This window comes from Legionella qingyii (genome assembly GCF_003990155.1).
In the GTDB taxonomy this organism is placed as follows: Bacteria; Pseudomonadota; Gammaproteobacteria; order Legionellales; family Legionellaceae; genus Legionella; species Legionella qingyii.
In genome coordinates this window covers 20314-40185 of the sequence record NZ_RZGX01000011.1, presented here as the reverse complement: position 1 = coordinate 40185, position 19872 = coordinate 20314, and the positions used below count along the sequence as shown (strand labels likewise).

The window sequence follows — 19872 nt, the reverse complement described above, 5'->3', positions numbered from 1 at the left end:
AGCCTATTAGGTTAAAAATCATTTAATTAATCACCGGATGATGAACATCCGGTATGAGATTATTTTTTAGAAAAATTCATTTGGGATGCCAAGTCATCAAAGGCACGATTGGGGATTAAATCGGATTCTGTTAGATACTGGCGATCAATGGGACATGAATGGTTTTGGCGTACCCAAAATCGAATACCTTTGGCTCCAATTCCTTGATCATCATTAAATGTATGACCATGAGGATCAATAACTGTAGGCGTTCCATTTACTCCTAGATGTTCGAATGTGATGGGATCCAAAAGTTCATTATTTGATCCAGAATCTTTTTCTTTCTTAGCAGAAGATGCTTGTCCTTTTAATGGGCCAAAAATAAGTTGTGCCCATGAAGTGCGCTTATAATGTTCTACTTGATCAAGAAATTCATCTGAATGAACTGCTTTATCTGGTACGCAACAGTCCGACCGATGTCCAGGGGCACCGACAGGAGCTTCCCCTGATTTTGCATAAACAAGTGCAACGCCCTTAAATATCGTATTTCTGCCTAGTTCAATTAAGTCGGTACATCTATTTAGTAAATAGGCTGGCATATAGAGTAGTGCTCCAATAGCCCAGCCTGCCAGGCCACCAAGTTCAGAACCGATGTAAGCAATAGGGGCAGATAAGGGTAAAAAAGGTACGAAAAATTCAAGTGCTTTTGCAGCAATATAAGGGATGGCAGTTAATGCCATGCCTATAGTAGCTACGCCAAGATTCCATGCTTTTTGAGAATAACTGCTTGGTACTTCATAAACATTGAGGTTTTCGAAAAAAGTTGTTTTGCCAATAAATACAGCAAACTCATCAAGTGAATCATACAGCTTCGTTTTAAGAAAAAGAAATCCTCGGAATAGTAAATCAGGAAAAAATAATGCAGTACCAATAATGGCTCCGACAGGGGCACCAATTGCAATGCCAAATATATCACCTATCCAACCAAAAAAACCGCGCATCACGCCATGGAGACGTGTGCCATCCTCGTATTCTATATATGCGCTATTTGTATCCCAATAAGAGGTATAATCAGGGAGCCAGAACAAAGCAAATATAAGATCAAGAATTATCCCGGGAATACTTGTAATTTCTCTTAAAACCCGACGGGTTAATAATTGACCTACAGTTGCACCTTTAGCGAAATAAGCATACATCGTTTGTCCCCTTTGATTTCCTAATTATTTTGTTTGTATTTCTTCTAGACTTGTATCCGGCGTCATTTTAAGCACATTAAAGATTAATAACAATCTAATGGGATAGATATAGATCATTTTGGTCCGCTTAGAGACTTTTATAGTTTGTATGCAGTGATGCAGATCTTGAATTTTTATTTCCAGGGCGCTAACCTGTGCCTGCAAACCAACCACAGGATAATGGAATATGAATTGTCAAAAGGGATTTTCCCTTACTGAAGTACTGGTATCTTTAGTACTGCTAACTACTTTGACTCTAGCTTTATTACAGCAACAGTCGCAGAGCAAACAATTATTAAATCAACTGGTTTTTCGAACACAAGGCTCTCAATTTCTTGACCAAATTGAGGAAACGTTGGTAGCCAGAGTTTCAAAACTTCCTCCAATTCCCGCTTCATATCATTTGGAAATACAACAAAAACATCACCAGGTACTGATTCATCTTGCATGGTTTGAACAACTAGGAACCATAACTCGTAAACGCAATCCCATAGGTCATATTAGATGAAAAAACAGATGGGGCTCAGTTTGACCGAGGTATTAATAAGTCTTTTTTTGGCAAGCGTGATTATGACTGAATTAATCCAACTTTATTTAGAAAGTAAGCATCAATATCTTGAGACAGAAAAAATTTTAGCAATGCGTTTTGATTTGCAATGGGTGAGTGATTTGCTGAGTGATAGTATTAGACGAGCAGGTTTTACGCCATGTTTAGGGTTGGATCGCCTGCAAACTATTGATCGACGAAATCATCACAACAAGATTCGTGCATTGAATATTAGTAATTATCCGAATCAATTCATTCAAATAAATCGCATGAATGAACATTTTGCAAAAATAGTTAAAATTCAAAATTCAACAGGAATATTGGTACAGAATTCGGTGATATTTCATAAAAGGCGTCCAATACTGATTGCAGATTGTGAACATGCTGAGATACAAGAAATATTCGATATCGAACCACAAAGTGAGCATTTACTTATTACTCTCAACAAGCCTCTGTATTTTTCCTATAACACCTCACCTTATGTTGGTGAGTATCTTGAGGAGAAATGGTTCATTAAGAACAATGCAAATCATGAGGATACGTTACATTATCAGTTGGTCCATACAGAAGAAATAACTCCGTTAATTCATTTCATGCATACCCGAAATCGACGCGTAAAAGAGAAGCAGTTTCTCGAAATTAGTATGGGCTTGGATGAGAACAAAACGCATGAGCTTAGGGTTTTGGTGCGCGGATCATGAGTCGTACGATGGAAACAAATAAAGGTTTTATTTTATTAGTAACCTTGCTTATTATTGGTGTGATCAGTTTACTGGTATTGACTTCAATGCAGCATGTATTGCTCTATTATAAGGCAATTAATAAACAAGAAATGTTACATCAGAACTTTTATCAATTAGAGGATGTAACTTTGCAATTAATGCATCAACATCAAGCATTCAATCAGGATTGTTTGGTTCACTCAGATTCTGCAAATCAGGCGATACATCATTTGCTTCATCAAAAAGGGTGTTCTTTGATGAGTGGGTTAACCCAGTACACGTATTACATTGAGGATTTGGGGGAGTTTCCATGTTTGGTAGTTCGGTATAAAGGACGAAAATCTGCAACACATCATCAACGAATTACGGTAGTACCCATGGAAGATGGGGCTCCTGCCTCGCTATTGCAAGTACGCTTTATCAGTGCGGGAAGAGTGATCCCTTGTCTTGCAAAGGAGCGCACAATTTCTTTAGGAGTGAGTAGTTGGCGGTATTTACCATCTATTTATTAAAATTTTTTTATATTGAATATTTATGGAATTTTTTTGTTTGTGAGTTCCATAAATATTATTTAAAATCAATTTCTTATTAATAGAATTTTTTGCTTGCCAATAGTTTTCAATAAGAACTTAATGGTTAAATTCTGCTATACTTTGTTGCAAAATATTCCATAACGTGTAAAAATTGTCCGCTATGAAAACGAAAATTATCTCTATTACACTTTTTTTAGCCTTGATTGCCTTAAGTAGTTTGGCATGGTGGTTTTGGCCGGCAAAACAGCCCTCAAAGATGTTCAGACAGGCTGATTTTGAACGTTTGCCTGGTTGGAAATCAGCAGATTTAAACAAATCCTTACTGACTTTTCAGACATCATGCCGTGCTTTTATCAAGCAAAACCCGGAGGCAGTTGTCGGGACGGATCATATAGATTTACAAGTAAAGGATTGGCAACCGGCTTGTAAAGCTGCTTTAAAAATTTCTCCTACATCAGAACAGGAAATAAAACAATTTTTTGAAAAATGGTTTACTCCGGTAGAGTTCACTGATATTGGGGAAAAACCTGGATTATTTACCGGTTATTATGTCCCTACAATTAAAGGAAGTTATAAAAAATCCAAAGAATTTCATGTTCCTCTGTATGAAACACCAGATGATCTTGTGACTTCTGATTTGGGTCTATTTTTTAACGACCTAAAAAGTCGCCGTATTGTAGGCCGGTTAGAGGGTAAAAAGCTGGTTCCTTATTATACTCGTGAAGAAATTAATAATGGAGCACTTAAAGGTAAAGCACGTGTTTTGGTATGGATTAATAGCCCTATAGATCGTTTGTTTTTGGAAATTCAAGGCTCGGGAGTGATTGAACTTGAAGATGGCAGCAATCTTTATATAGGTTATGACTCCCAAAATGGAAAACCTTATACTGCAATTGCCGGAGTATTGATTAAAAAAGGGGTGATGACTAAAGATAATGCCTCCATGCAGGCAATAAAGCGTTATTTGGAAGCTCATCCCAAGCAGATGGATAAAATAATTAATCAAAATAAATCCTTTGTTTTTTTCCATAAGATGTCTTATGGGGTTGCTTTAGGTTCACAAGGTGTGGCATTAACTCCTGGTTATTCGCTTGCTATTGATAAACAATGGGTACCTATGGGAGCTCCTCTTTGGTTAACTACTACACGCCCTGATAGCAACAACCCAAACGAAAATAAGCCCATGCAACGCTTGATGATCGCTCAAGATACAGGTGGAGCAATACGCGGTAAAGTACGCGGGGATGTCTTTTGGGGGGGGGGCGATAAAGCAACTTTAATCGCCGGACATATGAAGAATCATGGCCATTACTGGATTCTCCTGCCCAAGCAAGCGATATCTCGTTTAGAAAAAAATAAGTTGATTTCTGGATAATTACCCTCACCCCTAGCCCTCTCCCGATAATGGGAGAGGGGAATACTTTTCTTGAGAAACTTAAGTATTTCCTTTCTCTTTGTTGGGAGAGGGGGTGGAGCGTATTTTCTTTATAACTTACGTATTTCCCTTCTCCCCTGTGGGGAGAAGGTGTCCATAAGGGCGGATGCGGGATGCGATAAGATTAACTGTTATGGTTATTTTTTATCTGCTGTAGATTGTTCCAAATTTCCTTGCAACGGTGGTATAACACTATTTAACGCTTCAGTATTGCTATTCAATGGCTGAACCGCATCGTCTCTTAAAGCATCAGCCAAGCTTATGAATTTGTATCCATTTTTTCTATATAATTCAATAATATCTTCTAAACATAAACTGTTAAGAAGGTTTGCGTGGATTAATAAGATTTGTTTTACGGGTTGGCCATCAACTTTTTTTGCTCTTCGCTCTGCGAGTAATGTTTGTTTCCAGATGTAAGCCAGGTAGCGTTTTTTAAATGCTGGAAGACTTTGAGCTCTTTTTCTATAAGGAATTTTGTAGAAACGAGCATTAAACTCATAATCTTTACTGTCGATTGTTACGGGAGCGATAGTATATTGATGGGCAGCCAGGTAGTCATACACTTTTTGTTTCTTTTGCCCAGTCCCTTCAGCGAGGTATGGGTAGCGAAAATATTTAGGTTCTGTCATTACAGGGGCTAAAACCGTATCAGCATGATCGATATCAGCAATGTATTTATCTGCGCTCATACTATTCAAGCTTTTATGAGTATAAGTATGATTTCCTAGAGCAAAACCTTGATTGCGGAATGTTTCCAGAAGATCCCATTCACTTTTCGGAATGGCACCTCCAATTGCAAATCCAGTAGCGGGGACTTGATTGTCAACAAGTGCTTTGACTATAGCCATAAATCGGGCTTGGGTTCTTTTCAAGCTTGCCGGTGTTGCAGCACCAGAGCCAACAAAGGGTAAATCATCAATTGTAATCGCAATTTCTTTTTCTTCTGCAAAACATGGAGAATTCAGTATGCAAAACAAAAGGGTTACAGCGCTCCATCGAAGTAACATGATATCCCCTAATTTATTTTTATTATTTAAAAATAACTATAGTAGACAATTATTAAAAAAGTATAATTTTTTAATAATTTCTTATTTATCAAGAGAATTGTTAGTGATAAACTGAAAAATTTTTTAATCAAAGCACCAGGGCAGAATTAAATGAAATGTTCACAGACTCTAGAATTACAACACTAAAATCCTTATCCAGTCCGAGTTGATTGTTATTCTAATTTTTGTTTTGTTTTTCGTAATCCTTCAAATATTGACTCGGAAATGTGACTCGGAAATTGGGATGGTAATTGCTTTGCAACTTCCTGAATAACAGAATCCGTTCGTTCCAACATTTCATTGAGAATGAGTTCAGCTCGTTCCGAAGAATAATTCGCATCTTTTGCAGTGTCTATAAAATGTCGACGTTGCAAAGTATGCCAATGGTAATGATTATTTTTTCCTTTTAAAGCCATGGCCATTTTTATTTTCTGGATTTGTAATTGGTTGTTCTTTATTAGTGGATAGGCGGACATGATGTCGTATAAAGGTGTGAGTCTATATTTTCCTTCTGGTTCAATAAAAAGACTGAAATTTTTAGCATGTCCATCAATTCCGGCAATAAGCCAGAAGAATACCTGGGCGCGATAAAACATATCACGATCAGCAATCGAATTCGCTGAACCGAGCAATAACTTCATAATATCTTTAATACCAGGACCTCCATCTGATTGATATTTGATATTGTAAGAAACGCCTAATGCTTGACATGTATCTTCTTGAGGTAATCGCATAAGCCAGCTTTTATCACGAGACAATCGGCGATCAAAACGTTCTACTGATAAAACTTTTATATCTTCAAATTGAAGAATTTCACAATCGGCTGTGGGCAGTCCATAGCTTTTTGCGAGTAGCGAGCACAACCATTCATTTTCACAACTATCTCGTAAATCCATTTGTTGGTGTGCAATCATGCCAATAGGTAATTTAAAAATGTGTGTGGTGGGTGTCTCTTGAAGTGGTTCACACCATTGATTCTGATGATATAGAAAAGCAGTTTTTTCTTGTGCACCAGCAATAGAAATCCGGAAATCCTCATCTTCTTGACTCATGCCTAATGGATTTATTTGATAATTTCGTAAAATAGAGGCAATTTTTTGTTCTGTTAATGGTTTAAATTTAATTGTTTTTTCAAATTCAGTTAATGGCCCCGTCATGAGTTGAATGGCTCCCACGCAATCTCTGCCAATCCCTGCAAGTAAATCAAAGGGCTGGCTCGTTGCTATTTGAAAACGGGCTTGGATTCGTGCACGAATTTGTTGGTTATCAGGGAGCAAATTATCAAAAAAATTATATACCACATCACCAGTATAGGTTTGCTCAATAAGTGGTAAAGATAATGAAATGGGGCGAGCTCCTGCTTGATTTAACCAGTCTTGATGATAAGTAAATTTCAATCCCCCCTGAGACATTTTCTCAAGCATTCCCACCAAAATGCCATTCATTAAGACATAAAGAATTTGATTTTTTTTTACCATTCATCGTTCCATTGATTGGTTGTTGTATTGGATTTACTTTTTGTTGATGTTTTTAAATCCAAATCCAGAGCGGATAATATCCTAAATAAAGTACTTAACCTCATATTTTCTGGGTTATTTTCGATTGCAGAAATAGTTTTTTGCTTTAAACCCACTAAATCGGCAACTTCAGCTTGGCTCAGGTTTAGTTTTTTTCGTTGATTTTTTATCAACAGGGCCAGCTCCAGAGGTGAGTGAATCAGCATAAACGCTCCTGATAAATTGATACCTTATTGGGGATATTTTTAATTCTATACCCTAAAATGGATAATTTCAATTTTATCCTTTTAAGGGTATAAAAATGGCTTGCGAAAACCCCAAGGTCGAGGCAAAAAATGTTTTTACTGAGGGAGTTTAGATAGACTAAATGACCGAATTAAAAACATTTTTTAACGAAGAGATTGGGGTTTTTTCGTAAGTCCTGATAAATTTGAATCGATACCTTACCGGGGATAGATTCATTGAGTAACGACGTTCTAAAACGCTCAATTGGTTTAAGTAATCTATACTAATACAATTCGCTTGACACGGAATGTTTTTGTTTTTCCTAGAGTATGTTGATATTTCATTTAATTCCGCCTACTTTCCGCTTTATGTTCTGGATCGATACAGAGACACACTAAATTTGGATTCTGCGCATAAAGCACGGAATGTAGGTGGCACATAACAAAATTTGAGGGTTAAGGACTTAAATCGAGCCTAAATTCTTCTGAATCTGAATCATCTTCTTCGTCATAACTCCAATTCTCCCAAGGATCGCCAATAGAAAATGCTACTGCTAATTTTTCATATTGTTCTCGAACTAAAGAATGTGCGTAATCAAAATATTTGCAATTTAATGTTCTATCACTATCAGATTGATCCCATTTCATTGCGAGCACATTATCATGGAATTCTTTGAGGGAGTTATGTAGATTCACTGCTAATTTATAGTCTTCAATATCAAATTTACAATCATTGAATAAAATATGTTGTAGCATAAATTTTGTTTTTAATTGCAGAATATTTACCTGTAACTGATAAATATTTTTGAGTAAACATTGACTATCTTTTATAAAAGAACCAGTAAAGTTAGAAAGAAGATTATTAATTTTATTTTGTATTTCTTCATTTTCTTTTAATAAATCAAAATTGTTTTTGTTATCGCGGAGAATTTCATTATAAGCTGATTCGATATGTAACAAATCTTTCTTAAATTCTTTACTAATCGATTTATAGATACCTATCATTTTTCCAATAGATGGGTTGATAAAAAAACGCTTTGAATAAACCATGAACACACCAAAACAACAAGATAAAAAACAGTCATATTATACAAAAATAATATTAAGTGAGTATTAAGTGATCCATGGTGGGGCTTGTAAAATGGTTCAATTATTTTCTCAAAATGTTTTATATATATGAATATGGTGTCTATTTATTTTCAAGTAATCCCTTTGTTTTTCTGGGTAGTCTTTTTTTTCTAAAATTGATTTTAAAACTCTTAATTCAGATTTAAAAACAGGAATAAATTTTTTATCTGTCATATGCATATAAATATAGCTTTTTTTTAAATTTATCTTTGTAATATAAATACAAACTTGATATTCATATGTGCTATGTACCCATTTATAGATTATGCAGGCCGTTGACTCATCGATTTTCTTGATTTTAGTATCTAAACTATAACGAGACCTTGAGCGAATTTCATAATAACCATGTTTTGTTGCAATTATAGATTGATGGCAAGTCCATAGAGGCATGTTTTTTTGTTGGGCTACAAAATTTACCAATCTAGACATTGGTTTGTGAATTTCTATACCGACTTCCATTGGCACCTCTAAATCGCCTTTTTTATACTATCTGCAAGTCTTTTCATGTTTTGTTCAGTAAAGTCCTCTTCTTCGGTTGCAGAATTCGGTGTCCTTTCTATTAATTCGATAAAATATCCAGCATAATTTTTTGTAATAAAAAATTGTTTTAAACCACTTATCGGATCAAGAATAATCTCACTGGAAGTCGTCTCTATTTTATGGTTTACACAAAAGTCCCACTCAGATTGTATATCGTTAACTTTAAATGCTATATGATGAATTCCGGGACCATATTTTTTTAAATATTTATGAAATACTGTGTCCTCATTCATCCCCTGTGTCACAACACAAAATATTTTTTTATTGTGAGGTAGCAGCAGGATACAATTAGTCATATCATAATCTGGAGCAACAACTGTGCCGGTATTAATAAGTTTTTCATATTTGTACTTAAAGCCCAAGTAATTTACATGAAAATCAGCCACTTTTTTTGCATCTTCAACTATTAAGGTGTAGTGATCCATATTTCCTAGTGTAAGACAACTTTGTTTATTTCTGCCCATACAATCTCCTCGTTTAAATCTATTAATAAATTGAAAATCCTAGAGAATAAATATTATTCGGATCAAATGTTTTTTTTAGCTTTAAGAATTCTTCCCAGCAAGAACCATAATGATTTGGCCAACTTAAGGTTTTTAAAGAATCACAAGGATAACGACATGCTCCAAGTGCAAGCGCTTTTTTATAGAAATCCATGATCAGATAAGAAAATTGCTTGCTTGCAAGTGTATTCATATTTCGAGATAAAATACCTAATAAAAAACAATAAGTTGATTGAGGCTTTATAAAAAAGGGGCTTTTTATTACCGAGCTTTTCAGAGGAATAAATAGGATAGTACCAAATCCTAATTGCTCATAGCTTAGTTGATTAAGCAAAGTATAAAACAAGTCTAGGCATTTTTGATTATAGGGAAATAGTAGAGTAGCTTCAGTATGAGTAGAATCTTGTTTTTCTAAACCAGGATCTAAAATGGGTGGAATTCTATAAAGATAATCTTTAATAGAAAAGGATTCTTTAAGGCAATCTTTAAATATAGGGGGGGATGAATTTGATGCAGAAAATTCTGTAACCTCTAAAATGGCTAGCCATTTAGAGCGAGAAAAGTCTTTGTGGTAAATTTTTTTATAATCACTCCCTAGTCGCCGTTTAATTAATTCACTCTTGTTACACTCAAAGTGCGCAATTATTGCATCAACTCTGGTTTTCTCTATAAGCTCAAAACTATCTTTAAAAAATGTGTCAAAATTGGTGTAAATTTGTTTATACACCGTACAATTTGTAGGGCTTTTTCTTAAGGTCATTTCAACGCTAGTTATAATCCCAAATTGGCCTAACCCTGCGCGTGCTGCGTTAAACAATTCAGAGTGATGGGTCTTGTCCATTCTATAATGCTGTCCAAATTTTGTAACAATAGACGCTTTAACAAGATAATCAGATTGAATTCCATAACGGAAAGAGGCACTCCCAATACCTCCCATAGATATTGTTCCGCCGAGTGATAAGTCCAACCAATCTGTAAATACATAGGGCATTAGTCCATAATTTAAACAGTAGTTAATTAATTTTCGCCAACTTACCCCAGAATCAGCATTTATGCAGTAAATGTCATTTTTAGTCTTTTTTAAACTGTGAATACGATTTAATTTTTTTATATTGATTAAAATTCCTTTATTAGTTTCATGCTGGTTACCTGTTGAATGACCAAAGCCTTTTACGGCTATAGGCATTTTATATGTGTTTGCAAGTTTTACAATTTTAAGAATATCATTCCTGCTTTCAGGTTCGACAATAAGGGTTGGAGGGTTAAAAGGGCCTCCATAATTACAGGAATACGAAATTAGTTGCCTTGGCTCAGTAATGCATTTTATTTTTTGATTCTGTAAATCCTTAAGGATGGGCAACATAACTTTCGCTCCTTTACGGTAAATTTAGTTTATATAGAGATATTCTTCAAATTTTTTTATCTCTACATGTTAAGAAGCGGCCAGTTTTCACTTCAGGTTGGCCATTCTCTTTATAAAGGCGGACCTTATCCCAATTATGCGCTCCTCTAATCAGTCAGGACTTACGAAAAACCCCAATCTCTTTGTTAAAAAATGTTTTTAATTCGGTCATTTAGTCTATCTAAACTCCCTCATTAAAAACATTTTTTGCCTCGACCTTGAGATTTTTCGTAAGTCCTGTCAGTGTTTACTCGCGAATTGAACACTCTTAGAGCATTTCCGGCATCTCTATATCCTGCATCTATTCTCCTTCCGAGAGTGTCGGAAGAAAAATCAAAGGGGGCGTTTACATTCTCGGGATCTTTGTTTTCAATATAAAGGATATTTTGAATGTATTTATAGTTTATTAGACGTTGATACCCTGGCAATTGCTTGATAGGACTATCAATGGGGACAATCTGTTCAATTTCATTGATTACTTCGATATATTCATTAATTTTTTCCGTTAATTCTTTATTAAAGCGGATCTTATTAGAAAATTGAATTTCAAAAATCCTGTCAAAAACATCAATCATATTTTTGGGTATTTGGCCTTTGCTTGGGAAAAGATTAATTACAATAATTTGCTTTTCTACGCTAGGATCAGGATTAAGGCTCTCTAAAACAGGGGAGAGCGGTGTGTTTTCAAATAAGCCGCCATCCCAATAACAGGTGTTTTTTATCGTGGTCATAGGGAAACCAGGAGGTAAACTGCCGCTTGCTAAAACATGCAGTGGAGTAATTTCTGTTCGATCATTACCTTGATTCGAAAAGGTTTTGACTTTTCCTGTTGCAATATCGGTTGCGGTAAGAATTAGACGCATAGACGAGTTATTTACTTTTTTAAAATCAATGTATTTTTCTAATAGTTGTTGCAAAGGTTTGGTGAGGTAAAAGCAAGTCCAATCGGCTAAATTCCAATAGTCAGTGCGCGGGTAGAAAAAGGACGGATTTCCGAATAAGGCTAAATAAGAAGCGAGTTTATCATTCAGAAAAGGGGAAGAAAAAAGAGCAAATTCGTTCCATATTGCTTCAAGAGTTGCAATAGGCTCATCTTTGGCTCCAACTAAGGCTATTGCATTAATAGCACCTATAGAAACCCCTGAAACAATATCTAGTGAAAATTGAGGCTCTTCATAGAGACGTTTTAAGGCGCCAAACTCATAAGCTCCTAGTGCACCGCCTCCTTGCAGCACCATCCCTGTTTGTTTCATGATATCCATTCTTAATATCGATTGAATCTAATCCTTAAGTATAGATTATTTTCATTAACTCGAAATTGCAGCAAGTTCATAGTGTAAATTATGTTTCTAATTAGAGATCCACATGGGGAATCTTTCGATTCTTCATATCACCGATCACTATAACCGCTGGTTTTGCATCAGTCTGAGTATTGGTGCCATCCATACCTAGAAAATCATCATAGGAAAAAGCGTAGGAATTTAAATAACTAGTTTGTGGATGATCTATATTTTTATCGAAACTCAACGCATGCATGGCCTCAGAATACACATTGATGCAGGGTGCATCTTTTGTAGCACCACATTGATTGATAATGTAATCCACCGAATTTTCAACATTGTTAAAGTAGTATTTGAGTAGTTGTTGCATTTGTTGTTTATTTTTGAAAACCGGGTTACCTAGTGAATCAAAGAAATCCTTACCAATGAAGGCAGATTCTTTGCGCATCAACATGCCCGAAACAATAGCAGAGGTCAGATCGCGCGCAATGGTTGAATCTACAGCGTTTCGATTATAAAAAGGTGCTTGTGCTCCCATTAATATTGAATTGCTGGCTTGTGGTGAACTTAGATTATAAGACAACGATTCAGAGCTTGAGCCCCCATCCGGTGAAAAGACTAATGTTTGAGTGTTCGGTTCAAAAGTACCTGACCAGATACCTTTATTCAATTCGCTTAAATCAATTTTAATGGAACGATTGATAGCGGAAGAATAGTATTTACTAAGCTCATTGATATAGTTTGTAAAATATCCATTAAATCGATTACCAAATCTTCCAGGAGCATCAACTCGCATTAATACATTTGCTGAATTATATACCACCAGACTGGACCATTCAGAATTGTTCCATCGTAGAGCGCATTCGGGAGAGTTTATTGTTTCACCTGCAGCACGACAAACAATGGTTTTCATATTTTTAATGACACCATCTAGGCCGCCCGCATGTCCATACTCGTGACCCGCTTGTTGAATCGTATAGGGGATAGCAATAAAATCAACTCCTGTTGGGTTAATAACCGTTTCATCACTGGTGCTGTAATTAAACTCAACCTTATCAAAAAGCGTTCCATTTGTAGTCGTTTCGGGATTATTTACATCAGGTTGTTTTGGAGTCAGGGTATTCTTTTCTGTAGGCATATCCAAGGCATTTCCAAAAGAAATATAAACTCTACCAGAAGTAAGATGTGGAATGCAGGCTTGAGCTATTCCTCCTGAACTGGGAATTAATTCTGACAATGAAATACCGTAGTCTTTCCCATTCATATTGGCATCATTAATATCAACAAGTGTGCCCACTTGATTTCCATCATTAAATTTCACGTAAGCATGTTTGTTTGTTGTAGGATCAATACCCAAAACTACGATATACGTATTCTTATTTTCAATGCTTGTATTGTTCGTTTTTGATAAGTCAAAGCGAACCGACATTCCGCCGCCCTTACATGAGTTTTGTGCGAAAGCACAGTTACTTATAGCCAATAAACCAGTCAAACCGAACATTAAAGCGTTCATTCTGTTCATTTTGGATATTTTCATTGTATACCTTATTTATTTGGAAATATTTAATGCATAATGCGCATTAATTAGTTTGAAATTTTATTTTACACGTCTTTTTGCAGTAATTGTACTCAGTAAATCAAATTAATGAGCATAAGGTATATAGCATATTATTCTTAAATACGAAAATCCCTGGAAGTAAGCAAGGTTAAATAAACTCTAAGATTACGCTGTTATTGTTTGACAGTAAGGATACTTCGTGAAAAAAATATGGAGGAGATAAGTCCAATTCTTCGGTGGTAATGCGGCTATCATATTACTCATGATTCATCTATATTTATAGATGGGAGTCGAAAATGAAATTAAGTAAAAAACTGTGTTTTATGCTGGCTTATTTGTTGGTGATATTGCCTTTTATTGGTTTTTATTTTGGTAATTTTTATACTTTCCTCCCATTTTTTATATTATTTACCATGGTTCCTTGGATGGATGTTTGGTTAGTTGATCCCAGCAATCCTGATAGCACTCAAGAACACGTATTACTAAAAGACAAATATTTCAAACTTCTTACTTGGATATATGTCCCTTTGCAATGCTGCTTTGTAATTTATGCCGCTTATTTGGTTGCACATGTTCCTTTAACAGCAATAGAGTTTATTGGGTTTAGCTTATCAATAGGGCTCTTAACCGGTGGAATTGGAATTACTCTTGCTCATGAGCTCATGCATAAAAACTCCATGATAGACCAACTCTTAAGTAAAATTTTATTAGTCACTGTATGTTATGGTCATTTTTTTATTGAACATGTCCGCGGTCATCATGTTCACGTGGCCACACCCAAAGATCCTGCGACATCTCGATTAGGAGAAAGTTTGTATCACTTTTTACCAAGAACAATTATCGGCTCGTTTCGTTCTGCTCTGAACCTAGAGCGTAAGCGTTTAAATCGTCTAGGGTATCCATGGTACCATTTAACCAATCAATTCTGGTGGATTATCAGTATGCCGATTATTCTGGCAACTGCTCTTTTTTATTTTGGCGGATGGATGGTCCTTCTTTTCTTTATTATTCAGTCTTTGACCGCCTTTATTTTGCTGGAAATCATCAACTATATCGAACATTATGGTCTGGAACGTAAAAAACTCGCCAATGGAGCCTATGAGAACGTTTCAATTCAACACTCTTGGAATGCGAGTCATTGGCTTAGCAATATGCTTCTATTTCACCTGCAAAGACATTCTGATCATCATGTTCACGGAGCACGTCCTTATCAGTTATTAAGGCATATCGAGACAAGTCCCCAACTTCCTTCAGGTTATTTAGGAATGATAATCCTAGCTCTTTTCCCTTCACTCTGGCGGAAGGTAATGGATAAGCGAGTACTCGCTCATCGCTCGAAAAATTAGTGAATTTTATCTTATGGGGTTTATCAAGAATAACGCCTGAGCCTTAGGCTCAAACTCTGGAATTTATAATAATTAATTTGAATAAACGCGAAACAAATTTTGGATCAATGGAGTATTCATTAGATAGAGATTCATAAAACTCCAAATTCTTTTTTTCTTGCTCGAGATCGATAATTTGTTTCCCTTCTTTTCTTATTAATGTGCCCATTTTTTTACATAGATCCTGACGAAGAGCGATATATCTAATAATGTCATGATCTATGTTTTGAATTTGCTCTCTTAATTGTTCGATTGTTGACATATGTCGCTCTAAGTTCCGTATCACTCAGTCCAATGACGGATTAAATAGCCATGTTCCAATTGATTGACCTCTTGTATATTAGCAGCAATTCGAACAACATGACCACTACCTGGGGCACGATTGATTGAATATCCCTCGGTGCTTTCAATGGCTTCAAGTCTAAAAATGAGATTACCATTTGGAAGCATGATTTCAAGAGTATCACCAAGAGCAAATTGATTTTTTACTAATACTTCAAGCAGTTGTTTACTGCTGTCATAATTAAGTAATTCACCTACAACCTGCTGTTTAATACCCGTTTCATTGCGATCTTTATAACTTTGATATTCTTCCGGAACATGACGACGGTAAAATCCTTCTGTGTAACCTCTGAGTGATAGTCCTTCCAATGTATCCATGAGATTCCAATCAAAGGGGTTACCAGCAACCGCATCATCGATGGCTTTTCGATACAATTGAGTCACGCGAGCCACATAAAAGTCTGATTTAGTACGACCTTCTATTTTTAAACAATCAATACCCATTTGTGCAAGTGTTTCAACATGTTGAATTGCCCGTAAATCTTTTGAGTTAAATAGATAAGTACCATGTTCGTCTTCTTCGATGAGATTCATTTCTCCTTCACGCTGAGGCGATTGTTCAAATAGAAAAGTATTGGGTTCTACATGTGTATTACCCCATTCATCTTCTGTGCCTTCTTTAATATTATATTTCCACCGACATGAATTGGTGCATGCTCCTTGATTCGGGTCGCGGTGATTAAAATAGCCGGATAAGAGACAACGTCCCGAATGGGCCATACATAACGCGCCATGCACAAATACTTCTAATTCAATATCTGGACAATTTTCTCGAATTGCCTGGATTTCTTTCAAAGACAACTCTCGAGATAAAATAATTCGCTCAAGACCAATAGATTGCCAAAATTTTACGGCGGCAGAGTTCATCACATTAGATTGTACTGACAAATGAATCGGCTGATTGGGCCATTTTTCTCTAACCATCATAATGAGGCCCGGGTCTGTCATGATTAAAGCATCTGGACCGGCTTCAATCACTGGAGCAAGATCATCAAGGTAAGTGTTTATTTTATTGTTGGGAGCAATGATATTACTTGCGACAAAAAATAGTTTGCCTTGGGCGTGAGCTTCACTAATGCCCAACACCAATTTATCATGGGAGAATTCGTTATTTCTGGCTCGTAGACTATAACGAGGTTGTCCTGCGTAGACAGCATCTGCTCCATAGGCAAACGCTCGTCGCATACGCTTTAAAGAACCTGCAGGAGATAATAATTCTGGAGATTTCATATTAACTGTTTAACCCTTATAAAAATAAATCAATGAACATTTTGTTTGGTAAGTGGCCAAGAAGCGTCTTAAGAAGATAATTCCATCTTGTTTGACTTTCTGGCCATAAAAGAACAGCAGGGATTACATTGCCATCATGTTCATGTCCATCTTTTCATATAAATTATACATTATCCACATAGTACCTATTACCAATACCAACACCACAACTAAGGTGAAGAGAAAACTTAATAAATTCCAACTTGTTTTTGAATTTGTATTTAAATGGAGAAAAAACACAAGTTGCACAAAAAGTTGTATTATAGCAAGAACCCCTACTGCTATGTATAAGATTTTTGGAGGCAGGGCAGAAGAGGCAACCAAATAAAACGAGAACAGCGTCAAAAGAAGTGAGGCAACAAAACCAATAGTATAGGATTGATATGTGCCATAGGACGCGCCTGTATCTGCATCTAAAATAAGTTCATGTTTTGACATTTTAAATTGCTCCCATCAAATAGACGACTGAAAAAACAAAAATCCAAACAATATCCAGAAAATGCCAAAACAAACCGAGACAAGTAAATTTTGTCTTGGTGATGGGGGTAATACCATGCACATTAATTTGAATTATAATGGCTAACATCCAGATAAGTCCTACGGTGACATGTAATCCATGGGTGGCAACTAAAGTAAAAAATGATGATAAAAATGCACTTTTAGTCCATGTATGGCCTTCTAAATATAAATGCCGAAACTCATAACTTTCCATTGCAATAAAACAAAGACCCAAAACAAGAGTTACCCACATCCATCGGGTCACTTTCTCTGAGGAGCTACTCTCGCGAGCGAGCATCGCAAGACCATAAGTAAAGCTGCTGGTTAATAGTAGTAACGTTTCAGTTAAGACAAAGGGCAGACTAAAAAGTTCCTTGGCATGCGGCCCACCGAAAGTATGGGTATGAAGAACGGCATATACTGCAAATAAGGAGGCAAATAATATGCAATCCGTCATAATGTATATCCAAAAGCCGAATACATTTTTAGAGCCATCAAAATGATTATCATCGATATGAGTGTCTCGTTCTGCCGCGTGACTGCGAAGCTGGGAATGTTTGTCGCTACTGGATCCTGTTAACATGTCACGAGTAGTGGTCGGAATTGCGGTCGAGGCCTGAATATCTTTTATTAGCGTATTACTCATCATTAGCTTCCTACAATAGATCGTTGATATTTAATTTCATTCGCTTCCACTTCATTTGCAGTGATATGATAATCCGTGTCGTAATTAAAAGATCTCATTATCAGAGATAGGACAATGCTGCCAAGGCCTAATAGGACGAGCCACCAAATATGCCATACCATGGCAAAACTAAAAATGAACGCAAAGATACCTATAATAAATCCCACTGACGTGTTCTTAGGCATATGGATATCCTGGTAGGTTAAAATCTCTTTATTGGTTTTATCTAATCTATTTATTTCTTTCTGTTTTTGTTCCCAAAAATTATCAATATCACTAACAACGGGGATATGTGCGAAGTTATAAGGAGCAGGGGGAGAGGCTGTATTCCATTCTAAGGTGCGACCATCCCATGGATCTCCAGAAATATCACGATACTTCTCTTTGTTTTTAATGCTCACTATGATCTGTAATACCTGAAAGATAACTCCCAATGCAATGATTCCTGCACCAATGGCCGCTACAATTAAATAAGGTTGAAAACCTGTGGAAGCATCATAATGATACAAACGACGAGTCATTCCCATCCCACCCAGGATATAGAGGGGGGTAAATGCGACAAAAAAGCCAACGAGCCAACACCAAAAAGCGCATTTACCCAGTGATTCATTTAGGGTGAAACCAAACATTTTGGGGAACCAGTACGCCAAGCCAGCAAAATAACCAAACACAACGCCACCAATGATTGTGTTATGAAAATGACCGACTAAAAAAGTACTGTTGTGAACTTGAAAATCAATGCCTGGAACAGCAAGCATGACGCCAGTCATTCCACCAATCGTAAAGGTTACAAAAAATCCCATTAGCCAGTACATTGGGGTAGTAAATCTAATCCGTCCTCGATACATTGTGAACAGCCAATTAAAGACTTTCACACCGGTAGGGACGGAGATAATCATTGTAAGGATTCCAAAAACAGCATTCACGTTTGCACCTGCACCCATCGTAAAAAAGTGATGAGCCCAAACAATGAAGGCCAAAAAAGTAATCACTGCAGTAGCCCAGACCATCGTTTTATAACCAAATAATGCTTTTCGAGAAAACGTTGCAACAATCTCTGAATAAACACCAAATGCGGGTAAAACTAATACATAGACTTCTGGATGACCCCAAATCCATACTAAATTGACATATAGCATTTGATCCCCACCAGCTCCAGTGGTAAAGAAATGCATATCAAGGTATCTGTCTAAACCAAGTAATGCCAATGCAACAGTCAGTACAGGGAAAATAAGCATGACTAGAATTGAAGAACAAAAAGCAGTCCATGTAAAAATCGGTATTTTCATTAAGGACATTCCAGGGCAACGCATTTTAAGGATTGTCACGAAAAAATTTATTCCCGACATAAGGCTACCGATGCCGGAAATTTGGATAGCCCAAATGTAATAATCCATTCCAACTGTTGGACTGTATGCAAGTTCAGAAAAGGGAGGATATGCTAGCCAACCGGCATGAGCGAAATCACCGATCAATAAGGACACATTGACTAATAGAGCACTCACTGCAAAAAGCCAAAAACTAAGTGAGTTTAAAAAAGGAAATGCAACGTCACGAGCCCCAATTTGTAGTGGTATTACGAAGTTAAATAACGAAAACATAAGTGGCATTGCCACGAAGAATATCATTATAGTCCCATGAGCAGTAAATATTTGATCAAAATGCTCGGGAATGAGATAGCCATAGGAATCACCAGAAGCCATAGCTTGCTGAGCCCTCATCATAACCGCATCGATAAATCCTCTAACAAGCATTACTAGCGCAACAAAAAGATACATTTTCCCTATGCGTTTATGATCTACTGTGATTACCCATTCATGCCAAAGATAACTCCATTTTTTGAAATAAGTGATTCCTCCTAACACGGCAACACCGACAATAATGATGAACGTCAGCATTGAAAATATAATAATTTGCTGGCTGATGGGTTCATAAAGATAAGGGAAAACCTCTTGGAGATTACTAAGTTTTCCTAATAATGTTTGTAGCATGACGATTTCCTTTTTGTATTAACTTGGGTACATAAACTTACGGAGAATTTGCT

The 19872-nt window shown here is 36.3% G+C and carries 20 protein-coding genes; 5 read left to right on the top strand and 15 right to left on the bottom strand.

The window, feature by feature from the left end:
• Nucleotides 1-59: 59 nt before the first annotated feature.
• Complete coding sequence (locus ELY20_RS09350; protein WP_110142436.1) at nt 60-1175, bottom strand: RING finger protein; 1116 nt, start codon at nt 1173-1175, stop codon at nt 60-62.
• Nucleotides 1176-1401: 226 nt separating this feature from the next.
• Between ELY20_RS09350 and ELY20_RS09345 the strand changes: the two genes are divergently transcribed.
• From ELY20_RS09345 to mltA, 4 genes are all read left to right on the top strand, one after another.
• Nucleotides 1402-1722 carry a prepilin-type N-terminal cleavage/methylation domain-containing protein gene (locus ELY20_RS09345; RefSeq protein WP_110142435.1) on the top strand — a complete coding sequence of 107 codons (321 nt, stop codon included), beginning with the start codon at nt 1402-1404 and terminating at the stop codon, nt 1720-1722.
• The gene (locus ELY20_RS09340; protein WP_110142434.1) at nt 1719-2462 is read left to right on the top strand and encodes a PilW family protein; all 744 of its coding nucleotides are present in this window, start codon (nt 1719-1721) and stop codon (nt 2460-2462) included. Before ELY20_RS09345 ends, ELY20_RS09340 begins: the two co-directional genes overlap by 4 nt.
• Complete coding sequence (locus tag ELY20_RS09335) at nt 2459-2995, top strand: type II secretion system protein (protein ID WP_233590547.1); 537 nt, start codon at nt 2459-2461, stop codon at nt 2993-2995. Before ELY20_RS09340 ends, ELY20_RS09335 begins: the two co-directional genes overlap by 4 nt.
• A gap of 181 nt (nt 2996-3176) precedes the next feature.
• On the top strand, nt 3177-4391 hold the full coding sequence (gene mltA / locus ELY20_RS09330; RefSeq protein ID WP_126955396.1) for a murein transglycosylase A: 1215 nt from the start codon (nt 3177-3179) through the stop codon (nt 4389-4391).
• A gap of 197 nt (nt 4392-4588) precedes the next feature.
• Here mltA and ELY20_RS09325 read toward each other — a convergent pair whose 3' ends face one another.
• The 9 genes from ELY20_RS09325 to ELY20_RS09285 form a co-directional block, all read right to left on the bottom strand.
• Complete coding sequence (locus ELY20_RS09325; protein WP_110142432.1) at nt 4589-5458, bottom strand: polysaccharide deacetylase family protein; 870 nt, start codon at nt 5456-5458, stop codon at nt 4589-4591.
• A gap of 212 nt (nt 5459-5670) precedes the next feature.
• Nucleotides 5671-6975, bottom strand: a complete 1305-nt coding sequence (locus tag ELY20_RS09320; protein ID WP_110142431.1) for a type II toxin-antitoxin system HipA family toxin — start codon at nt 6973-6975, stop codon at nt 5671-5673.
• On the bottom strand, nt 6969-7220 hold the full coding sequence (locus tag ELY20_RS09315; protein ID WP_110142430.1) for a helix-turn-helix domain-containing protein: 252 nt from the start codon (nt 7218-7220) through the stop codon (nt 6969-6971). Before ELY20_RS09315 ends, ELY20_RS09320 begins: the two co-directional genes overlap by 7 nt.
• Nucleotides 7221-7694: 474 nt before the next feature.
• Nucleotides 7695-8288 (bottom strand): hypothetical protein, encoded by a 594-nt coding sequence (locus ELY20_RS09310; protein ID WP_110142429.1) that lies wholly within the window; start codon nt 8286-8288, stop codon nt 7695-7697.
• A gap of 108 nt (nt 8289-8396) precedes the next feature.
• A complete protein-coding gene (locus ELY20_RS09305) occupies nt 8397-8825 on the bottom strand; it encodes a hypothetical protein (protein WP_126955395.1) in 429 nt (142 codons plus the stop codon).
• Between the two features lie 8 nt (nt 8826-8833).
• The gene (locus ELY20_RS09300; protein ID WP_110142427.1) at nt 8834-9370 is read right to left on the bottom strand and encodes a VOC family protein; all 537 of its coding nucleotides are present in this window, start codon (nt 9368-9370) and stop codon (nt 8834-8836) included.
• A gap of 22 nt (nt 9371-9392) precedes the next feature.
• A complete protein-coding gene (locus tag ELY20_RS09295) occupies nt 9393-10772 on the bottom strand; it encodes an FAD-binding oxidoreductase (RefSeq protein WP_110142426.1) in 1380 nt (459 codons plus the stop codon).
• Nucleotides 10773-11005: 233 nt separating this feature from the next.
• Nucleotides 11006-12064 (bottom strand): patatin-like phospholipase family protein, encoded by a 1059-nt coding sequence (locus ELY20_RS09290; protein ID WP_110142493.1) that lies wholly within the window; start codon nt 12062-12064, stop codon nt 11006-11008.
• A gap of 100 nt (nt 12065-12164) precedes the next feature.
• Complete coding sequence (locus ELY20_RS09285; RefSeq protein ID WP_233590546.1) at nt 12165-13604, bottom strand: beta-1,3-glucanase family protein; 1440 nt, start codon at nt 13602-13604, stop codon at nt 12165-12167.
• Nucleotides 13605-13945: 341 nt separating this feature from the next.
• Here ELY20_RS09285 and ELY20_RS09280 point away from each other — a divergent pair, with 341 nt between their 5' ends.
• A complete protein-coding gene (locus ELY20_RS09280; protein ID WP_110142424.1) occupies nt 13946-14995 on the top strand; it encodes an alkane 1-monooxygenase in 1050 nt (349 codons plus the stop codon).
• Between the two features lie 49 nt (nt 14996-15044).
• Here ELY20_RS09280 and ELY20_RS09275 read toward each other — a convergent pair whose 3' ends face one another.
• The 5 genes from ELY20_RS09275 to cyoB form a co-directional block, all read right to left on the bottom strand.
• Entirely contained in the window at nt 15045-15296 is a 252-nt protein-coding gene (locus tag ELY20_RS09275; protein ID WP_110142423.1) for a chorismate mutase, read from the bottom strand.
• 20 nt (nt 15297-15316) lie between these two features.
• Nucleotides 15317-16606 (bottom strand): prephenate-dependent tRNA uridine(34) hydroxylase TrhP, encoded by a 1290-nt coding sequence (gene trhP / locus ELY20_RS09270; protein ID WP_110142422.1) that lies wholly within the window; start codon nt 16604-16606, stop codon nt 15317-15319.
• A gap of 123 nt (nt 16607-16729) precedes the next feature.
• On the bottom strand, nt 16730-17083 hold the full coding sequence (gene cyoD / locus ELY20_RS09265; RefSeq protein WP_110142421.1) for a cytochrome o ubiquinol oxidase subunit IV: 354 nt from the start codon (nt 17081-17083) through the stop codon (nt 16730-16732).
• 1 nt (nt 17084) lies between these two features.
• Entirely contained in the window at nt 17085-17792 is a 708-nt protein-coding gene (gene cyoC / locus ELY20_RS09260) for a cytochrome o ubiquinol oxidase subunit III (protein ID WP_233590542.1), read from the bottom strand.
• Nucleotides 17792-19819 (bottom strand): cytochrome o ubiquinol oxidase subunit I, encoded by a 2028-nt coding sequence (gene cyoB / locus ELY20_RS09255; RefSeq protein WP_110142420.1) that lies wholly within the window; start codon nt 19817-19819, stop codon nt 17792-17794. The genes cyoC and cyoB overlap by 1 nt, the downstream gene beginning before the upstream one ends.
• Between the last annotated feature and the right edge of the window lie 53 nt (nt 19820-19872).